17 protein-coding genes are annotated in these 15,205 nt (G+C 71.8%); 12 read left to right on the forward strand and 5 right to left on the reverse strand.

Going from position 1 to position 15,205, the window contains the following annotated elements; translation table 11 throughout:
- Window positions 1–11 precede the first annotated feature (11 nt).
- From ABTZ59_RS08205 to ABTZ59_RS08215, 3 genes are all read right to left on the reverse strand, one after another.
- On the reverse strand, window positions 12–1,367 hold the full coding sequence (locus ABTZ59_RS08205) for a lanthionine synthetase C family protein (RefSeq protein ID WP_351392564.1): 1,356 nt from the start codon (window positions 1,365–1,367) through the stop codon (window positions 12–14).
- Window positions 1,364–4,564 (reverse strand): lantibiotic dehydratase, encoded by a 3,201-nt coding sequence (locus ABTZ59_RS08210; protein ID WP_351392567.1) that lies wholly within the window; start codon window positions 4,562–4,564, stop codon window positions 1,364–1,366. The genes ABTZ59_RS08205 and ABTZ59_RS08210 overlap by 4 nt, the downstream gene beginning before the upstream one ends.
- A gap of 104 nt (window positions 4,565–4,668) precedes the next feature.
- Entirely contained in the window at window positions 4,669–4,842 is a 174-nt protein-coding gene (locus ABTZ59_RS08215) for a gallidermin family lantibiotic (RefSeq protein ID WP_249951597.1), read from the reverse strand.
- A 268-nt stretch (window positions 4,843–5,110) separates the two neighbouring features.
- Between ABTZ59_RS08215 and ABTZ59_RS08220 the strand changes: the two genes are divergently transcribed.
- The 7 genes from ABTZ59_RS08220 to ABTZ59_RS08250 all read left to right on the forward strand — a co-directional run bounded on the left by ABTZ59_RS08220 (window position 5,111) and on the right by ABTZ59_RS08250 (window position 10,520).
- Window positions 5,111–5,668, forward strand: coding sequence for an RNA polymerase sigma factor (locus ABTZ59_RS08220; protein ID WP_351392570.1), 558 nt, complete (start codon window positions 5,111–5,113; stop codon window positions 5,666–5,668).
- Window positions 5,665–6,642, forward strand: a complete 978-nt coding sequence (locus ABTZ59_RS08225; RefSeq protein WP_351392573.1) for a hypothetical protein — start codon at window positions 5,665–5,667, stop codon at window positions 6,640–6,642. Before ABTZ59_RS08220 ends, ABTZ59_RS08225 begins: the two co-directional genes overlap by 4 nt.
- A 238-nt stretch (window positions 6,643–6,880) precedes the next feature.
- Window positions 6,881–7,522, forward strand: coding sequence for a hypothetical protein (locus ABTZ59_RS08230; RefSeq protein WP_351392576.1), 642 nt, complete (start codon window positions 6,881–6,883; stop codon window positions 7,520–7,522).
- Window positions 7,522–8,316, forward strand: a complete 795-nt coding sequence (locus ABTZ59_RS08235) for a hypothetical protein (protein ID WP_351392579.1) — start codon at window positions 7,522–7,524, stop codon at window positions 8,314–8,316. Before ABTZ59_RS08230 ends, ABTZ59_RS08235 begins: the two co-directional genes overlap by 1 nt.
- Entirely contained in the window at window positions 8,313–9,230 is a 918-nt protein-coding gene (locus tag ABTZ59_RS08240) for an ABC transporter ATP-binding protein (protein WP_351392582.1), read from the forward strand. The genes ABTZ59_RS08235 and ABTZ59_RS08240 overlap by 4 nt, the downstream gene beginning before the upstream one ends.
- Window positions 9,227–9,625, forward strand: coding sequence for a DUF2511 domain-containing protein (locus tag ABTZ59_RS08245; protein WP_351392585.1), 399 nt, complete (start codon window positions 9,227–9,229; stop codon window positions 9,623–9,625). The genes ABTZ59_RS08240 and ABTZ59_RS08245 overlap by 4 nt, the downstream gene beginning before the upstream one ends.
- A gap of 277 nt (window positions 9,626–9,902) precedes the next feature.
- Entirely contained in the window at window positions 9,903–10,520 is a 618-nt protein-coding gene (locus ABTZ59_RS08250) for a helix-turn-helix transcriptional regulator (RefSeq protein ID WP_351392588.1), read from the forward strand.
- Window positions 10,521–10,753: 233 nt separating this feature from the next.
- Here ABTZ59_RS08250 and ABTZ59_RS08255 read toward each other — a convergent pair whose 3' ends face one another.
- On the reverse strand, window positions 10,754–11,479 hold the full coding sequence (locus tag ABTZ59_RS08255) for an ABC transporter ATP-binding protein (protein WP_351392591.1): 726 nt from the start codon (window positions 11,477–11,479) through the stop codon (window positions 10,754–10,756).
- 2 nt (window positions 11,480–11,481) lie between these two features.
- Complete coding sequence (locus ABTZ59_RS08260; RefSeq protein ID WP_351392593.1) at window positions 11,482–12,285, reverse strand: lantibiotic immunity ABC transporter MutE/EpiE family permease subunit; 804 nt, start codon at window positions 12,283–12,285, stop codon at window positions 11,482–11,484.
- Between the two features lie 259 nt (window positions 12,286–12,544).
- Between ABTZ59_RS08260 and ABTZ59_RS08265 the strand changes: the two genes are divergently transcribed.
- From ABTZ59_RS08265 to ABTZ59_RS08285, 5 genes are all read left to right on the forward strand, one after another.
- Window positions 12,545–12,853: a hypothetical protein gene (locus ABTZ59_RS08265; RefSeq protein WP_351392596.1), complete on the forward strand. Its 309-nt coding sequence runs from the start codon at window positions 12,545–12,547 to the stop codon at window positions 12,851–12,853.
- A 114-nt stretch (window positions 12,854–12,967) separates the two neighbouring features.
- Entirely contained in the window at window positions 12,968–13,222 is a 255-nt protein-coding gene (locus ABTZ59_RS08270) for a hypothetical protein (RefSeq protein WP_351392599.1), read from the forward strand.
- Between the two features lie 378 nt (window positions 13,223–13,600).
- Window positions 13,601–13,765 (forward strand): hypothetical protein, encoded by a 165-nt coding sequence (locus ABTZ59_RS08275; protein WP_249951585.1) that lies wholly within the window; start codon window positions 13,601–13,603, stop codon window positions 13,763–13,765.
- 94 nt (window positions 13,766–13,859) lie between these two features.
- Complete coding sequence (locus ABTZ59_RS08280) at window positions 13,860–14,153, forward strand: Dabb family protein (protein WP_249951584.1); 294 nt, start codon at window positions 13,860–13,862, stop codon at window positions 14,151–14,153.
- Between the two features lie 175 nt (window positions 14,154–14,328).
- The gene (locus ABTZ59_RS08285; protein WP_351392603.1) at window positions 14,329–15,159 is read left to right on the forward strand and encodes an RNA polymerase sigma factor SigF; all 831 of its coding nucleotides are present in this window, start codon (window positions 14,329–14,331) and stop codon (window positions 15,157–15,159) included.
- Window positions 15,160–15,205: the final 46 nt, after the last annotated feature.

Raw genomic sequence — 15,205 nt, forward strand, 5'->3', positions numbered from 1 at the left:
AATCCGGAGGCTCAGACCAGTCCCAGCACCCGGTCCCACGGCAGTGGCCCCTCATCGACCGGCAGCAGGGACAGCGCGACTCCCGCCGCGCCCTCCAGCAGCCCCGCCGTGTCCACGGCCCGGTGCGGCACCGGTGACAGCGCGGCGGCCGGGAAGCGCATGAGGTGGCGGAAGCCGAAGGGGGCGTCCTCATCGGCACAGTCGACGACCTTGGCGGTCAACCGGTCGCGACCGGCCAGCAGTCCGGGGTCGCCGGTGGCATGCGCGACCCTGGCCACGACACGCAGCAGTCCGGCGTGGCCGTGGCAGACCGTGGCTCCCTCGATCGCCCACTTGGACTCGTCCCGCCGCAGCGCCGCGCGCAGTGCGTCGACGGCGGCGGTGCGCCAGGCCGGCCGGTCGAAGGCCGTCCCGGCGTGGAAGAGCGCGGCGGCGACGCCCGGGGCGCCGTAGCACCAGGCGGTTCTGGTGAACAGCTCGCGCGGCCGGTCGACGGCCAGTTCGTCGTCCCAGCTCGCCCGGGCCGGCCAGTACGGTCCGGCCTCGTCGTGCAGCGTCCAGCCCAGCAGCCAGTCGGCGATCCGGTGCGCGGCGTCGTGCAGGCCGGGCACCCGGTGCCCGGCGGCCCGGGCGGAGCCGAGCACCGTGAGCGGCCCGGCGATGCCGTGGGCCAGGCCCAGGTTGAAATCGCCGCGGGGATAGGTGTGCCGGTCACGTTCGCCGAGTTGGAGTGCGGCCGGTACCCACCAGCCGGGGACCTCGTGGCCGTCGACCCGGACGGGTTCGGTGAGGCGCACGAGGTGGCGCAGGGAGTCGGTCAGGGCGGACTCGACGTCGGGGCCGGTCTCGGCCGGGTCGGCCGCCGAGTCCAGGAGCAGGCGGGTGACGCCCGAGACCCCGTTGATCAGGTCGTACGCGGCCCAGTCGACACCGGTGCCGCCGCTCGCGGCCCGCTCACGGAAGACGTGCAGCCGCTCCCGCTGGTCCTCGGCGACCCAGGCGGCCAGTTTCCGGCGCAGTGCGCCGTAGTGGCCGGCCGGACCCGCGCAGCTCTGGGCGGCGGCGAGCAGTGCGGCGGGGCCGGAGAACAGTCCTCGGCTCGGCGCGGAGTTCATCGCCCGTCCCGCGGCGGCGATGTACCGGTGGGCCACCTGCCGCCAGGCCTCGTCGGTGCGGGCCAGTTCCGCGTAGAGGAGCGCGGTGCCCGGCAGGCCGTTGGCGAGGGTCATCGGCCCCCACATGACGGAGTCGTAGATGGGATCGCGGTTGTCGTCGCGGGAGGCGACGGCCGCGACGTGTGCGGGGTCGGCGAGCCGGTCGGCGACCAGCGCCACCGCCTCCCCGGCCCCAAGCGTGGCGGTGCTCATGAGGTATGGCTCCGGCGCTGGAAATTGTCCTGGACGGCGCCCCGGGCGATCCCGAGGACGGTGAGCTCGCGGGCGCTCTGGCCACCGAAGAGGCGGTTGCAGACCATGTGCAGCAAACTACCGACGACGCGGCCCTCGGGAGTGATTCCTGAGTCCCGTACGGCGTCGGCGAGTTGACGGACCGCCGCGTCCCGGGCGCGCAGGGCCGCCACGGCGGCGGCGCCGGCGGGGTCCAGGCAGGGCCAGCCGCCGTAGGGGTCGAGGGTGCGGCGCCAGTGGGCGGCCCGGCCGCGGAAGGCGGCGGGCAGGTCCCGGCGCGAGCCGGTCATGGAGAGCCAGGCCGCCGCCGCGTCGTCGCCGAAGTCCTCGGTGAGCAGGGGGTGGTGGGGCGCGGGCGGTCCGAAGGCGTGGGCCAGCGCGGCGCAGGAGAGGGCGGCGAGGTCATCGACCGTGTGGGCGTTCGCCGGGTCCTTGGCCAGACGCAGCAGGTCGAGGGCGGCCTCGCTGTCGTACTGGAAGACCTGTTCGGCGAGCCGTTGGGCGGCCGGACCGCCGTAACGCTCGGTCTCCGGGTCGTACTGGGCGACCGTGTGGCCGCGCAGCAGGCCCTGTTGGTGCCAGCGCTCCAGCAGGGCGCCGAGCGTGGGCGCTACCGAGCCCCACAGGACCTCGGGCCGGGAGCCGTGCAGGCGCAGGCGCAGGTGGTGGCCGGCCTCGTCGGTGTAGCGGATGAAGAACCAGCCGTCGGCGCCCTTCTCGGCGGCCAGCGCCACCAGTTCGGGGACGTGGCGGCGCAGCAGGTCGTCCTGGGCGCGGGCGGAGCCGTGCAGTTTGACGTACAGCCACTCACCGCCCAGGCCGTGCCTGGTACGGGTGGGCTGATGGCGTCCGGCGTACGGCTTGCGCCGGGGCAGGCCCCTCTCGCGGCGGACCAGCGGGACGACCAGTTCGAAGGTGTGCCCGGCGAGCGGGCTCTCCAGCCAGCCCTCGTACTCGCCGGGGACCTCCTGGGCGATCAGGTCGGGGTGGCGCAGCACCTGGTCGCGCAGCAGCTCGCGGTGCCAGGCGTCGCCGAGGTCGAGCAGCAGGCGCTGGTCGGCGGTGACGGCGAGGATCCGGCGCGGTACGTCCCAGGCTTCACGCCAGTCCGCGACCGCGCGGTCCCAGTCGGCGCCCCGCGCGTCCGCGGCACATGCGCGGGGTTCGTCCAGCCGCCACACGGCGCAGGCCAGCACGAATGCGCCGTACCGGACCCGGGGGACGAAGGGCGCGTCGGCCAGCGGCCCCCAGTTCCATGGCTCCCACAGCCGTTGCCCCTCCAGGCCGATCTCCCACAACAGCCGTACGGCGTTGGGGGCCTGGGCGGGCGCGCTGACCATGTTGCCCAGCACGGGCACGATCTCGCGGCCGGTGGGCAGATGGACGGCGGTGAGCCGGTCGAGGGTGGCGCCGACGCCGATGTCCGACAGGCGCAGTTCCTCCGTGCCTGACACGTCGGGCACGCCGACGCTGATGCGGCGGCCGGTGGCAGGAGTGGTGTGGGCCAGGTTGGCGGCCCTTCCCGAGCGGGTGCGGAAGGCGAGGTCGACGGCGACGGCGTCCTCCACGTGCACCGGGTTGTCCCGGTGCAGCGCGGCGAACTCGGCACGCCAGGCGGGGTGCAGGTCGGCGAACCTGGCGAAGGTCGACCCGGCGCGGTGCGACCCGGGCGAGGGCGAGAGGAAGACCCTGAAGTCCCCGTCGTCCAGGGCCTCCACCGAGCCCGCGGCGACCTGCACGGTCACCTCCGCGGAGTTGGGCAGCTCCGCCGGATCGGCGCTGTCGTGGCACAGCTCGTCGAGGTCCGCGTCACCGAGGACCGCCTCGCGCCGCCCGGCCCGCTGCGCCGCGGCCACCAGCCGGGCCATGGCCCGGTCCCGGCGTGCCGTCCGCGGGGTGTCGGGCGCGGGGCCGGGCGGCGTGTCGCCGTTGGGCCAGCCGTAACCGGCCGGGGCGCCGAGGCCCGTGGACTCGTCCAGGAGATCCAGGACCGGTACGAGGCGGTCGGCGCCGTACACGTCGAGGAACCGGCGGTGGTAGTCCCGCAGTGCGAACAGTCCCAGCTTGGGGCGGGAGAGCCGCCACATCACGTCCGTGGCACGCTCGATCACCTCCCTCACCGCATACGGCAGATGCAGGGCGCTGTCGAGGCGGGTGTCGATGTGCAGGGGGGTGTCGTCCGGCTCCACCGAGCGCGCCGTCTCCAGCAGTCGGCCGAGCCGCTCGCGCCCGGCACCGACGCCCACCGCGTCGTACGCCTGCCGCTCGCGGTCCACCGCCAGCAGCGCGGTGTGGAGGCGGCGGGTCTCCTCGGACGCCTCCGCCACGGGTGCGAGCAGGTCCAGTACATGCCGCAGTGGATCGCCGCCGTCCAGGGGCGGACGTAACCCGGTGATGAGGATCTCCTGCCGCACCAGCTCGCCGATCAGCGCCCGGATCTTCTCGACGGGTGCGCCGGGGAAGGCGTCCGCGAGGCGCCCGGCCAGTTCCCCGTACGGCAGTGGCGCCGCGGCCTCGGTCACGGCGCGCTCGACGACGGGTGTGTGGCATACGGAGACCGTGGACCGTGTCTCGCCGCCCTCGGTGAGGCGGACGCCCTGTGCGGAGGACGAGGTGAGGACCAGCCGGTTTCCGCGGACGACCAGGGCCTGGTGGGCCCGGACGGTGAGCGTGGACAGGACGGCCGGGTCCTGTTCGAGGCGGTGTCCGAGCCGGGTGAGCCACTGCATGTCGGCGTGGGTGCGGGTGCGGTGTCGCGTGCCGCGCTCCAGCTTGGCCGTGGAGTCGAACTGGCCGGTGGCCACGCCGGCGAAGAGGCCGAAGGGGGTGGGCCGGGTCCGCATCCGGATGTCGTAGCGCAGCACCGCGAGGGCGGCCCGGCGCAGCTGGCCCGCCTTGATCCCGTGCGGGCCACGCTCCGTGACACGGCGGATCATGGCGCTGAGGCTGGGTGAGGCCAGGTCGAGCGCCTCGCTCAGGGCGGGGTCGGCGTGGACCGAGCCGAGCAGGGCGGCGCAGGCGTCCAGGTCCCGGGGGCCCGCCGTGGGCAGGGGCAGGCCGGGGCCGTGCGGTGCCAGGGGCGCCCGGTACAGGAAGATGTCCCTGGCCTCGAACAGCTTCTCCGGCCGGTTCCGGTGTTCCGTCGACGATGCCCCCACGGTGTGCTCCTCCTTGTCGTCCTGCCGTTCCGGTCCGTGTGCCGGGAGAAGCCCATGGGGCGGGGCGGGCCCCCGCCCCATGGCTCCTGTCGTGTCGTGTGCCGTCAGCAGCAGTGGCTGCAGCCGGAGCCGCCGCCCTCGCTGGTGCAGCCAGGGGTGCACCACGAGACGCTGGTGATGGCAGGACCCGCGACCGACTTCTCGACGCCGATCTCCAGGTCGAGGTCGAACAGGTCCGTGTCCTTGGTGGACAGGACGGGTGCGTTGATGCTGCCCATGCGGGTACTCCTTCGCAAGAATCGGACGAATGTGTGTGAATCGCGATCCGGACATCACCGAACCATGCGCGTTCGGGGCTGGACAACAGCTCCGGACCGGAATGGCAGCGATGGCAGTCCTGTGGCAGGGGCAGCGTCGAGGGGTGCGCTGAAGGGCGCGTTTGAGGGGCGCGTTTGAGGGGGCCCAGCGCCGGTCGAGTTCCAGCCAGAATCGTCAGGAACGGCACAATCCGTGAACCGGCCCGGCGCTTTTGGATACGTATGGGGTGTGTGTCCGGACGAAGCCCTGCTCGCCGCCGTTGCCGCCGGCGACCAAACCGCCCTGCGTGTCCTCTACGAGAGGCATGCCACCGCCGTGCTCCGTCTCATCCGCAGACTCACCTCCGACCAGGGCGTGGCGGAGGAGATCCTGCAAGAGACCTGGCTCGCGGTGTGGCGCTCGGCGACCGCGTTCCGCGGCGAGTCCTCGGTCAAGGGGTGGGTGATGGGCGTGGCCAGACGGCAGGCACACAACCAACTGCGCCGCGCCCGGCCGCGGTTGACCGACCTGGCCGAGGCCAGGGACGTGCCGGATCCGGCACCGGGCGTGGAGGACCAGATCATGCGGGACGCCGAGCGCGCCGAGCTGCTGACCGCCGTGGCGGCACTGCCGGAGCATCTGCGCGAGGTGCTCACGCTGGTCCTGGTCGAGGAGCTTCCCTATCCGGAAGTGGCCACCGTGCTCGCCATCCCGGTGGGCACCGTCAAGAGCAGAATGTCCCAGGCGCGACAGCGGCTGGGCCGCATGCTCGCCGCCGGGCGGCTGGAAGGAGCGGAACGACGATGACGACAGAACACCTCACGGACGACGCCCTGGCCCGCCTGGCGCACACGGACGACGCCCTGGGCCGCCTGGCGCACACGGCACCGCGCGACCCGCTTTCCCCGGGCCACCTGGCCGGATGCGCCGACTGCCGTACCCGGATGGCGGCGTGGCGGGACATCCGGGCGGCGGTGCGGGCGGAGGCGGCGGAGCACACCGTGTCCCCGCCCTCGTTCGAGGTGCTGTTGGGGGGCGTGCTGGCGGGGGCGGAGGCACGGACCGCCGCAGGACGGGACGACGCCAACGCCGGAAACGTTCCGGCTGTCGTGCCGGGAAGCCCCGCGGCCACCGCGCCCCCCACCCCTCACATCCGCGACTCCTTGCGGACGACCTGGCAACTGGTCGTCCGACAGGCCGTGTTGATGCCGAAGAGCTGGGCGCCGCTCAGCGCGGCCGGTTTCCTGGGGGCGGCGCTGCTGGCGTCGGTGCAGGCGCACGAGCGGTTCGGGCTGCGGCTGTTCGCCGCGGTGGCGGTGCTGCTGGTGATGCTCGGTGCGCTGATGACGGCCTCGCCCCGCTGGGACCCGCGACGCGAACTGCTCGTCACCCTCCCGGTCCCGCCCACGGCCGTGTTCCTGGCCCGGCTGACGGTGGTGCTCTGCGTCGACGTGGCGCTGGCCCTGCTCTGCTCCACCCTGGTGGACGGGCCGCCCGGCTGGTCGCGGGTGGTCTCGGCCTGGCTCGGGCAGTCCCTGCTGGCCGCGTCCTGCGCCCTCGCGGTCTCGGTCAGGTTCAGCCCGGCGGCCGGGGCGGCGGCGGGCGGGACGATATGGCTGCTGGGCGTGGTGAGCGGACCCCAGGGGATCTTCACCACCCCGCTCGACGCCCTCCTCGGTCCCCTGCTGTCCACGACTCCCTGGACGCTGGCCCTGGCCGTGGCCCTCCTGGGCTGGGCCGTCGGCGCCATGCGGACCTCTCTGGACACCACCTCGCGGTAACCGGCCCGATGCGCACCCGGCGTCCACCCCCTGGGCCGTGAACCTCGGGGCGCTCCGCCGCTACGTACAGGGTGTACCGCCGCCAGGGGCCGGCGCCCCCGTAGCCGACCGCGAACGGCGGTACGCCACCCGTGCATCGGGGGCCCGACGGCCGGAAGGGAGCAGCACGCGCGAAGCCCGCCAGGGGCACGACAACGAGAAGGGAAAACGGGGGTCAGGAAGATGGTGGAGCCGTGACATGACCGCTGCGACGCGGTGGACACACGAGGCACGCCGCTGCGGGAGACAGGCCTTCCTCCTCCCTGTGATGGCGGCGCTCCTCGCCTATCTCACCAGTACGACCGGTTCCGGCGCCGGCATGCTGCTGGGCCGCTCCCTGCTGAGCTGCGCCCTGCCCGCGGCCACGGCACTGGCCTGCGCGGCCGTGGTGGCACGCGAGCAACTGCTTGAGCTGCACCTGTCGTTGCCCACCCGCTACCCGCTCGCCGTGGCCCGCCGGCTGTCCTGGCCCGTCACCGTCGCGGCCCTGGCGGCGGGGGTGCTGGTGACGCTGCTGGCCCTGACCGGGCCCCGGGAGTTCGACCCGGCGGCCGTCCTGCTGGAACTGGCGGGACTGACGGTCCTGCTCAGCGGCGGCGCGGTCTGGGCCACGGTCCGGTCCGGATCCGCCGCCCCCGCCACCGGCCTGGTCGTGGCGGCCGTCCTGGCCAAGCTGCTGCTGGTCGACCGGGTCGTGCCGGACGGGACCGCACAGGCCCTGCTCGCCCTGCCGGCCGGTGCCCTGCTCACCGTACGGGCCCTCAGGGCCCTCGAACCCGGGCGGGCGGGCGCCCGGCTCGACCGGGGCACCGCCCCGTACACCTCCGACGGGGAGACATGATGGGCGCACTGCTGTGGACTCTGCGGTACGAGGCGCTGATGGCCGCCCGCCGCAAGGTCGTCTGGGGCGCCGTGGTGCCGCTCGCCCTGCTGAGCCTGCTGCTGGCCGTCTCCTCGCCCGCCATCGTCGGGCACGCCGACGCGACCGCCAGAACAGGCGCCGCCGCGGTGCTCGTCAACACCTTCTGCACGCTCGGCGTGGGCATCGCCCTCACCGATGTGCTGCGCAGGACCCTGGAGACGCGCGGCCTGCCCGAACTGCTCACCGCCACCCCGGCCGCGGCGACGGCCCGCACCGCCGGGACCCTCACCGGTCCGCTGCTGACCGCCCTGGCCCCGGTCGCCGCGCTGTTCCTGCTGTACGGGGGAGCGGTCGCGGCCACCGAGGGCTCCCCCGCGCCGCTCGGCTCGGCGGTGCTCGCACTCCTGACCGCCGTCCTCCCGGCGGCGGCACTCGCCACGGCGCTCGGCGGGCTGCTCGGCCTGCTGATGCCGGTGGCCGTCGCGCGGGCCGTCCTGGTCATGGTCTGGCTGTGGGCCTGCCACTTCCCGCCGTCGTTCTCACCGGTGCCCACGGTCACCGGCACCGTCCTGTCACCGCTCGGCGGCTACCCGCTCGTCGCCTGGGCGCATGCCCCGGCCGTATGGGCGACCCGGGAGGGCACCGGAGCCCTCCGCCCCGCCGTGAGCGACACCACCGCGCTGCTGAACCTCGCCCTCGTCCTCGCGACGGCCCTGGCCTGTCACGCGCTCGGCCACCTCGTCGCCCGTATCCGACGACACGGAGCATCATGAACATCACCACGGAGCAGCTGACCAAGGTCTACCGTGGCGGACGCCGTGCGCTGGACGCTGTCGATCTGCACGTCGACAGCGGTACCGTCGGCCTGCTGGGCGCCAACGGGGCGGGAAAGACGACCCTGTTGCGCATCCTCACCGGCGTCCTGCGGCCTACCTCGGGCCGGGTCACGGTCGCCGGCCACGACCTCTCGACAACCGCGGGCCTCACCGCCGCCAAACGCTCCCTGGGCTACCTGCCGCAGGAGCTGTCCCTCTACCCCGACCTGACGGCACGCGAGTTCCTCGACTACATCGCTGTGCTCAAAGGCATCCACGACAAGCGGGAACGCCGCCGCCAGGTGGCGGAGCGGCTCGCCGAAGTCGGCCTGGAGGACCGGGCGTCCGAGCGACTCGCCGGCCACTCCGGCGGCATGAGACGGCGTATCGGCATCGCGCAGGCCCTGCTGGGCAACCCGTCCGTACTGATCGTGGACGAGCCGACCACCGGCCTCGACCCGCACGAACGGATGCGCTTTCGCGCCCTGCTCGCCGGACTCGGCGGCGGTCGCACCGTCCTGCTCTCCACCCACATCCTCGACGACGTGGCCCAGACCTGCTCGGACGTGGCCGTACTCGCCTCCGGCCGGCTGGTCTTCCACGACACCACCGCCGCGCTGGTCAGCCAGGCCGCGGGCCACACGTACGTCGTCCGGGCGGGCGGTCCGGGGGCCGGACCGCCCCCGGGCGCACAGGTGGTCAGCGCGGTCAACACGGCCGGGGAGGCCGAGTACCGCATCGTCACCGCCACGCCGGCGCCCGACGCCCGCCCGGTCGAGCCGTCCTTGGAGGACGGCTACGCCGCACTGCTCGCCGCCGACAGCACCACCCGAGACAACCGCACGCTCCGAGACGAAATGACCGACACATGATCGCGAAAACCCGAACCCGCACCACCGTCACCGCGTCCGCACTCACCGGCCTGATCCTGCTGGCGCTCACCGCCTGCTCGGGCTCCGGTCGCAGCGACCCGGCCACCGGGGATCCGGTACCGCTGCCCAGCCCGACCACCACGAAGCAGGCGATGAGCGAGAAGAACCTCGGCTACATGTGGCCGCTGAACGTCGATCACGGCACCGCCGAGTGCCGCGACGGCGACCAGGCTGTCTTCACCGTCCCCGACGGCACCACCTACGCGCTCAACGACCGTGCCCGGGAAGCGGGGTACGCGGACATCGATTCGGTGCGCGCCTCCGGCGACGGAGGCGGCAAGGTGAGTATCGGTGTCCTGCTCAGCCGAACCATGAAACTCTGCCGACCCGCCTGACCAGCTGACTCCGCCGGCCCGCCTGACCAGCCGACCGGCACACGGACAAGACCACCGCGACGACCAGACCACCGCGACGACTAGACGACCGCGCCGCCACGACCGACGACCGCGACGAACAAGAGGGATCCACAACACACGGGGGAAGAACGCAGTGCACGAGTCCCAGCCTTTTCATGTATTGGTCCATGCCGGCCTCAGGAGTCACTTCGACTCGGCGGGTTCGGCGGACTCACCGTTCGAGACGCTCCGCCGCAGCCTTGACCACGTCGACTTCGTGGACGAAGAGGAACTGAACGCTTCCGGTGGGCTCAGCCTGCCGGTGCTGCTACCGGTCAACAGCGAGTTCCAGGCCGAGGAGCTGCGCGCTCTGCGGGTACGGCACCCGCTGTCCCTGCTCATCGCCGTCACGAACGACCTCTCGGGCCACCACACCTACTACGCCATCCGCTCCGGCGCGAACTTCGTGTTCAACGTGGCCATCGCGGGCGAGAGCCAGATCGGCATGGTGCACGCGCAACTGCGGGCCCATGCCATCACCCACGCCATCACCCACGCCGGCGTTCCGGCCACCGTCCCCGCCGACGCCCGGCCGGCCACCGTACGCGTCACCGAGCAGAGGGTCACGCGGCCCGTGGCCCTCCCCGGCCTGCTCGCGACGGAAGCCTCGACGGTCCCGGATCTGCACCGGGCCGACCGGGAGCTGGTCCGCCAGCTCCGCACGTCCATGACGGTGTCGGAGATAGCTCGCCGTCACTACTGTTCGGAGCGGTCGATGTACCGCCGCATCCGCAGGATCTACGACGAACTCGGCGTCCGGGGCCGTGCCGAACTGATCTCCGTCGTCTCGGCACCGGCCGATTCCGGTGACCGCGTCCGGTCGCAGGCCGGCTGAACGTCCCACCGCCACGGCGGGACCTGCCGAGACATGTCCACCCGGCCCTGATGCTGTCCCCGGCCCTGATGCTGTCCCCGACCCCGGGATGTCCCCGGGGCCGGAGGCGTCCCGGAAAGGGTCGGCTCCGGAGGCTGCCCTCGGGGCCGGGCGGGCGGGAAGGCAACCGTCCTGGAGAGGGTCGCCCCGGAGCGGAGGCCCGTACCGGACATGGCCGTCCCTGAAGGGGCCGTTCAGCGCACGCCCGCATCCGCGGTCTCCAGCAGCCGGAAGAACCCGGCCTCCAGATCACCGTCGGCGGCGAGCCCGGCCAGCGGACCTTCGTACTGCGTCCGCCCCGCCACCAGCACCTGCACCCGGTCACACACCTGGGCCACCTCCGCCAGCTGATGGCTGGCGATCAGTACCGCCACGCCCTCGCCGGCCAGCGACCGGATGATCCCGCGCATCTCCCGGATACCCACGGGATCGAGCCCGTTGGTCGGCTCGTCGAGGATGATCAGCCGCGGTCGCGCCAGCAGCGCCACGGCGATGCCCAGCCGCCATCGCATCCCGAGGGAGTACGCGCCGACCTTGCGGTCACGCGCCCCGGTCATCCCCACCAGGGTGAGGGCCGGCTCGATCCACTCCTTCGGGACACAGCGCAGCGAGGCGTGCAGCCGCAGCGTCTCGTCGCCCGTCAGCGTCGGCCACAGACCGGGCACCTCGATCAGCGCGCCGACCCGCGCCAGCGCCTCTCGCCCGACCGGCCCGCCGAACAGCTCGATACCGCCCGACGTGGGCCGCTGAAGACCCAGCACCGTCTTCATCAGAGTCGTCTTGCCGGCGCCGTTCGGCCCGAGCAGGCCATAGACCTCTCCCTGCGACACCGTGAGGTCCACGCCGTCGAGGGCGCGATGGGTGCCGTAGTGCTTGTGCAGCCGCCGGATGGACAGCGCGGGGGTAGCCGTCGTCGTCATGGTCAGATCTCCTTACGGCTCATGTGCGCGCTGCCGACGACCAGCAGGACCGCGGTCAGCGCGACGGCGAGGACGACGGCGAGCGGGATCGCCGACATGGCGGTCACAGGACTGCCGTCGGGCAACGGCACCCCGTTGGGCCCGATCCCGGCCAGCGGCAGCACCACCCGCATGGGCCAGGCGAACGGAACGGCGTACCAGAAGTCCTTGTCCGAGACGAGCGCTCCGCACAACAGCCCCGCGACACCCACCCCAATACTCGGGCCCGTGCCCCACATCACCGCCACCAGCACCGCCAGGGCCGTCATCGACAGCCCCACCAGCCACGGCAGATAGACCGCCGCGACCACCGTCCCCATCGCGCCGGGGAACTTTCCACTGATCATCGCGCCCAGCGACAGCATCACCAGCAGCACCGTGGAGGACACGAGACCGAGCACGCCGAGGGCGGCCACCTTGCCCATGAAGTACCGGCGGCGCGGGACGCCGTACGACAGCAGCAGCCGCCAGGCGTCCTGGTCGGCGCGGACCGTCAGCGCCGCGGCGAGCCCCGCCGTCATCGGCACCAGCACGCCCCAGAACTCCAGCGTCACATTGCGGAACACCTCGAAGGTCTGCCCGGCCTTCGCCTCGGAGGAGCCGAGCGCCCCGAGGAACAGCGGGACGGTGATGACGATCGGCGCGAGCAGGTGGTACCAGGGCACGAACCCCCGCTTGTTGCGGGCCAGTTCCGTGCCGACCACGGTCACCAGCGAGGGGTTGTCGCGCTGTCCCGCCAGGGGCGGGTGGGCCGTGTCGTACACCATGGGTCTCCTCCGGGGTCGTGGTCGCTACGACCAGTACGTAGCGGTGGAGGCCGCGTCGGTTCAGAGCTCGGTGCGGGCCCTGGGTCGTTGGCAGTCCGTGGCAGGTCCGACGGTGTGGCAGTCCTGCGGCTGCCACCTGCCGACGCACTGCCAACCCGGCTGTCAGCCACTGCGTTCGGCGGGTGCGGGTGCGAGGGTCGGAGGCGCCGCGGCCGCAAAGAACGCACGTCCCGTGCTTCACCGAATCCAGGAGGACCCCGTGAAGAAGTTCCGTACCGCGCTGACCGTGGGGGCGATGACCCTCGCGCTCGGCGGCCTCGTCGCGCCCGCCGCCTCCGCCACCGCCTTCCCCGAGGCCGCTCCGCGGGGCGGCATCTCGATCCAGCGCACCTGGTACGCGACGGTCCAGTGCCAGATTGTTCGCATCAGCGACAACAACGTCGTCGGCTACGACCGCGCGGACGGCAGCGGCAACTCCAAGCAGGCCGCGATCAACGACGCCAAGCGCAACGTCCCCGTTCCGGCCAACCACTACAAGCGCCACTGCGACGCGAAGCGCGTCTGGTAGCGTCCAAAAAGGTCGTCCGAAAAGGGCGGGAGGCGTCCGATTCGCCCCCGCCCCTTTTCATCCACTTTTTCACTTCTTCATTCACTTCAATGGGTGCCAGCAGGAAGGCCGGCGATGTCCGAAGAGCGGAGCATCTGGGAAGTGCGGCTGGGCGTGTACGCCACGCGGCAGCAGGTCGACGAGATCGAGGAGCAGATCACCAGAATCCTCTGCCCGGACCCCGACCACGCCCCGCCCTGTCCGGTCCCGTGGTCGGTCATGACGCTGCACGTGTCGGACCTGGACGACGAGGATCCGTATCCGGAGCTGGTGGAGCAGGCGAGGATCGAGCAGCCGGGTGAGGACGGGCCGAAGACCGGCGACGGATAGCCCGCGGCGATCCCCCAGGAACAGATAGGGGGACACGAGGATGCCGGCAGAAGAAAGGGCGGGTTCACCGGCACTTCCCGTGCGAGAAAAGGAGCACTGTGCCGGAAACCGCAGAAGCAAGTAAAAGCAGGCGCCGACCCGCATAACCTCCCAGTTCGGCTCCCGCGGCCCCCGCGCACGCGAGGGTTCGCCTTTCCGACCCCCACGTCTCGCCCCCAGGACACCGGTCGTCCCCGCTCGGGGCATCAGCATGGACAGGCCGAGCGGACGCCCTCTCCCGGGGGCGGAGTCGTGTGTGAGAGCGACCTCTGGGCACAGGTGTTCATACGGTTAGACTCACGCGCGACCGCACTGGGAAGACAGGGGAGGAAGCGGCGGATGGGGCAAGCGAGAAAGATAGTGCTGTACGCGGTCGCCGTCTTCGTGCTGTACACGATCATCACGTCGCCTGCCCGGGCCGCCGATCTTGTCCAGGTAGGGTTCGAGGGCATCTCCAGTGCCGCTCAGGGTGTCGGCCAGTTCATGTCCGAACTCATCAACTGACCGACGCTCGGTCACGGACCGGTCCGCGCCGCCGACCCACGCCACCGGTCCCGCGCCCCCTCCATCTTCTCCCCGCGTCCTCCAAGGAGTGCCCGTGATCCGCCACCTGGTCCTCTTCAAGCTCAATGAGGGTGTCTCGCGCGACGAGCCGCGTGTCGTCGCCGGGGTGAAGGCCTTCAAGGAGCTCGGCGGGCAGGTGCCCGAGCTGGAGGTCTGGGAGTCCGCCTGGAACATCAGCGACCGCCCGATCGCCTATGACTTCGCCATCAACGCGGCGGTCGCCGATCACGATGCGCTCCAGCGCTATCTGGACCACCCGGCGCACCAGGCGGGCGTCGCGCAGTGGCGTGAATTCGCCACCTGGGTGATCGCCGACTACGAGTTCTGAGCCTCCCCCCTCCTCGCCCCGCACCCATTCGGTGTGGGGCTTTTGGGTTTATTGCTCCATCTTGCCGTCAACACGGTTTTTTCAGGTGCTTGCACACAGTGGACATGTCTTGTGATGCTATGACCGCTTTTGACGGATGAGTTGACGTAGTCGACCGCAAAGGGGTGGCGTCACCGTGCCGGCCAGTACTACGCCTCAACTGCTGCCCCAGATCGAGACCGAGCCCCGCCCCACGTCACAGAGCCGGGGCGCGGACACCAGGGCGCTGACCCAGGTCCTCTTCGCCGAGCTGAAAGGGCTTGAGCCGGGGAGCGAGGAACACACCCGGGTGCGCGGAGCGCTCATCGAGGCGAATCTGCCGCTGGTGCGCTATGCGGCGGCCCGGTTCCGCAGCCGCAATGAGCCCATGGAGGATGTCGTCCAGGTCGGCACGATCGGTCTGATCAACGCCATCGACCGGTTCGACCCGGATCGCGGGGTTCAGTTCCCCACGTTCGCGATGCCGACCGTCGTCGGCGAGATCAAACGTTACTTTCGGGACAATGTGCGGACGGTCCATGTCCCGCGTCGACTGCACGAGCTGTGGGTACAGGTCACCGGCGCGACCGAGGACCTGACGACGGCACACGGCCGCTCCCCCACGACCGCCGAGATCGCCGATCGGCTGAAGATCTCCGAGGACGAGGTACTGGCCTGCATCGAGGCGGGGCGCTCGTACCACGCGACCTCACTGGAGGCCGCCCAGGAGGGTGACGGACTCCCGGGCCTGCTGGACAGGCTCGGTTACGAGGACCCGGCGCTGGCCGGGGTCGAGCATCGCGATCTGGTGCGGCATCTGCTCGTACAGCTGCCCGAGAGGGAGCAGCGGATCCTGATGCTGCGCTACTACAACAACCTGACACAGTCCCAGATCAGTCAGGAACTGGGGGTTTCCCAGATGCATGTGTCAAGACTTCTGGCCAGAAGCTTTGCCCGACTGCGATCCGCAAATCGGATCGAGTCGTAACCCACAGGGGTAGACCCACTTCGACTCCCTTTCGCCGCTCGAAAAG

Source organism: Streptomyces sp. NPDC094034, from assembly GCF_040303865.1.
Classification (GTDB): Bacteria; Actinomycetota; Actinomycetes; order Streptomycetales; family Streptomycetaceae; genus Streptomyces.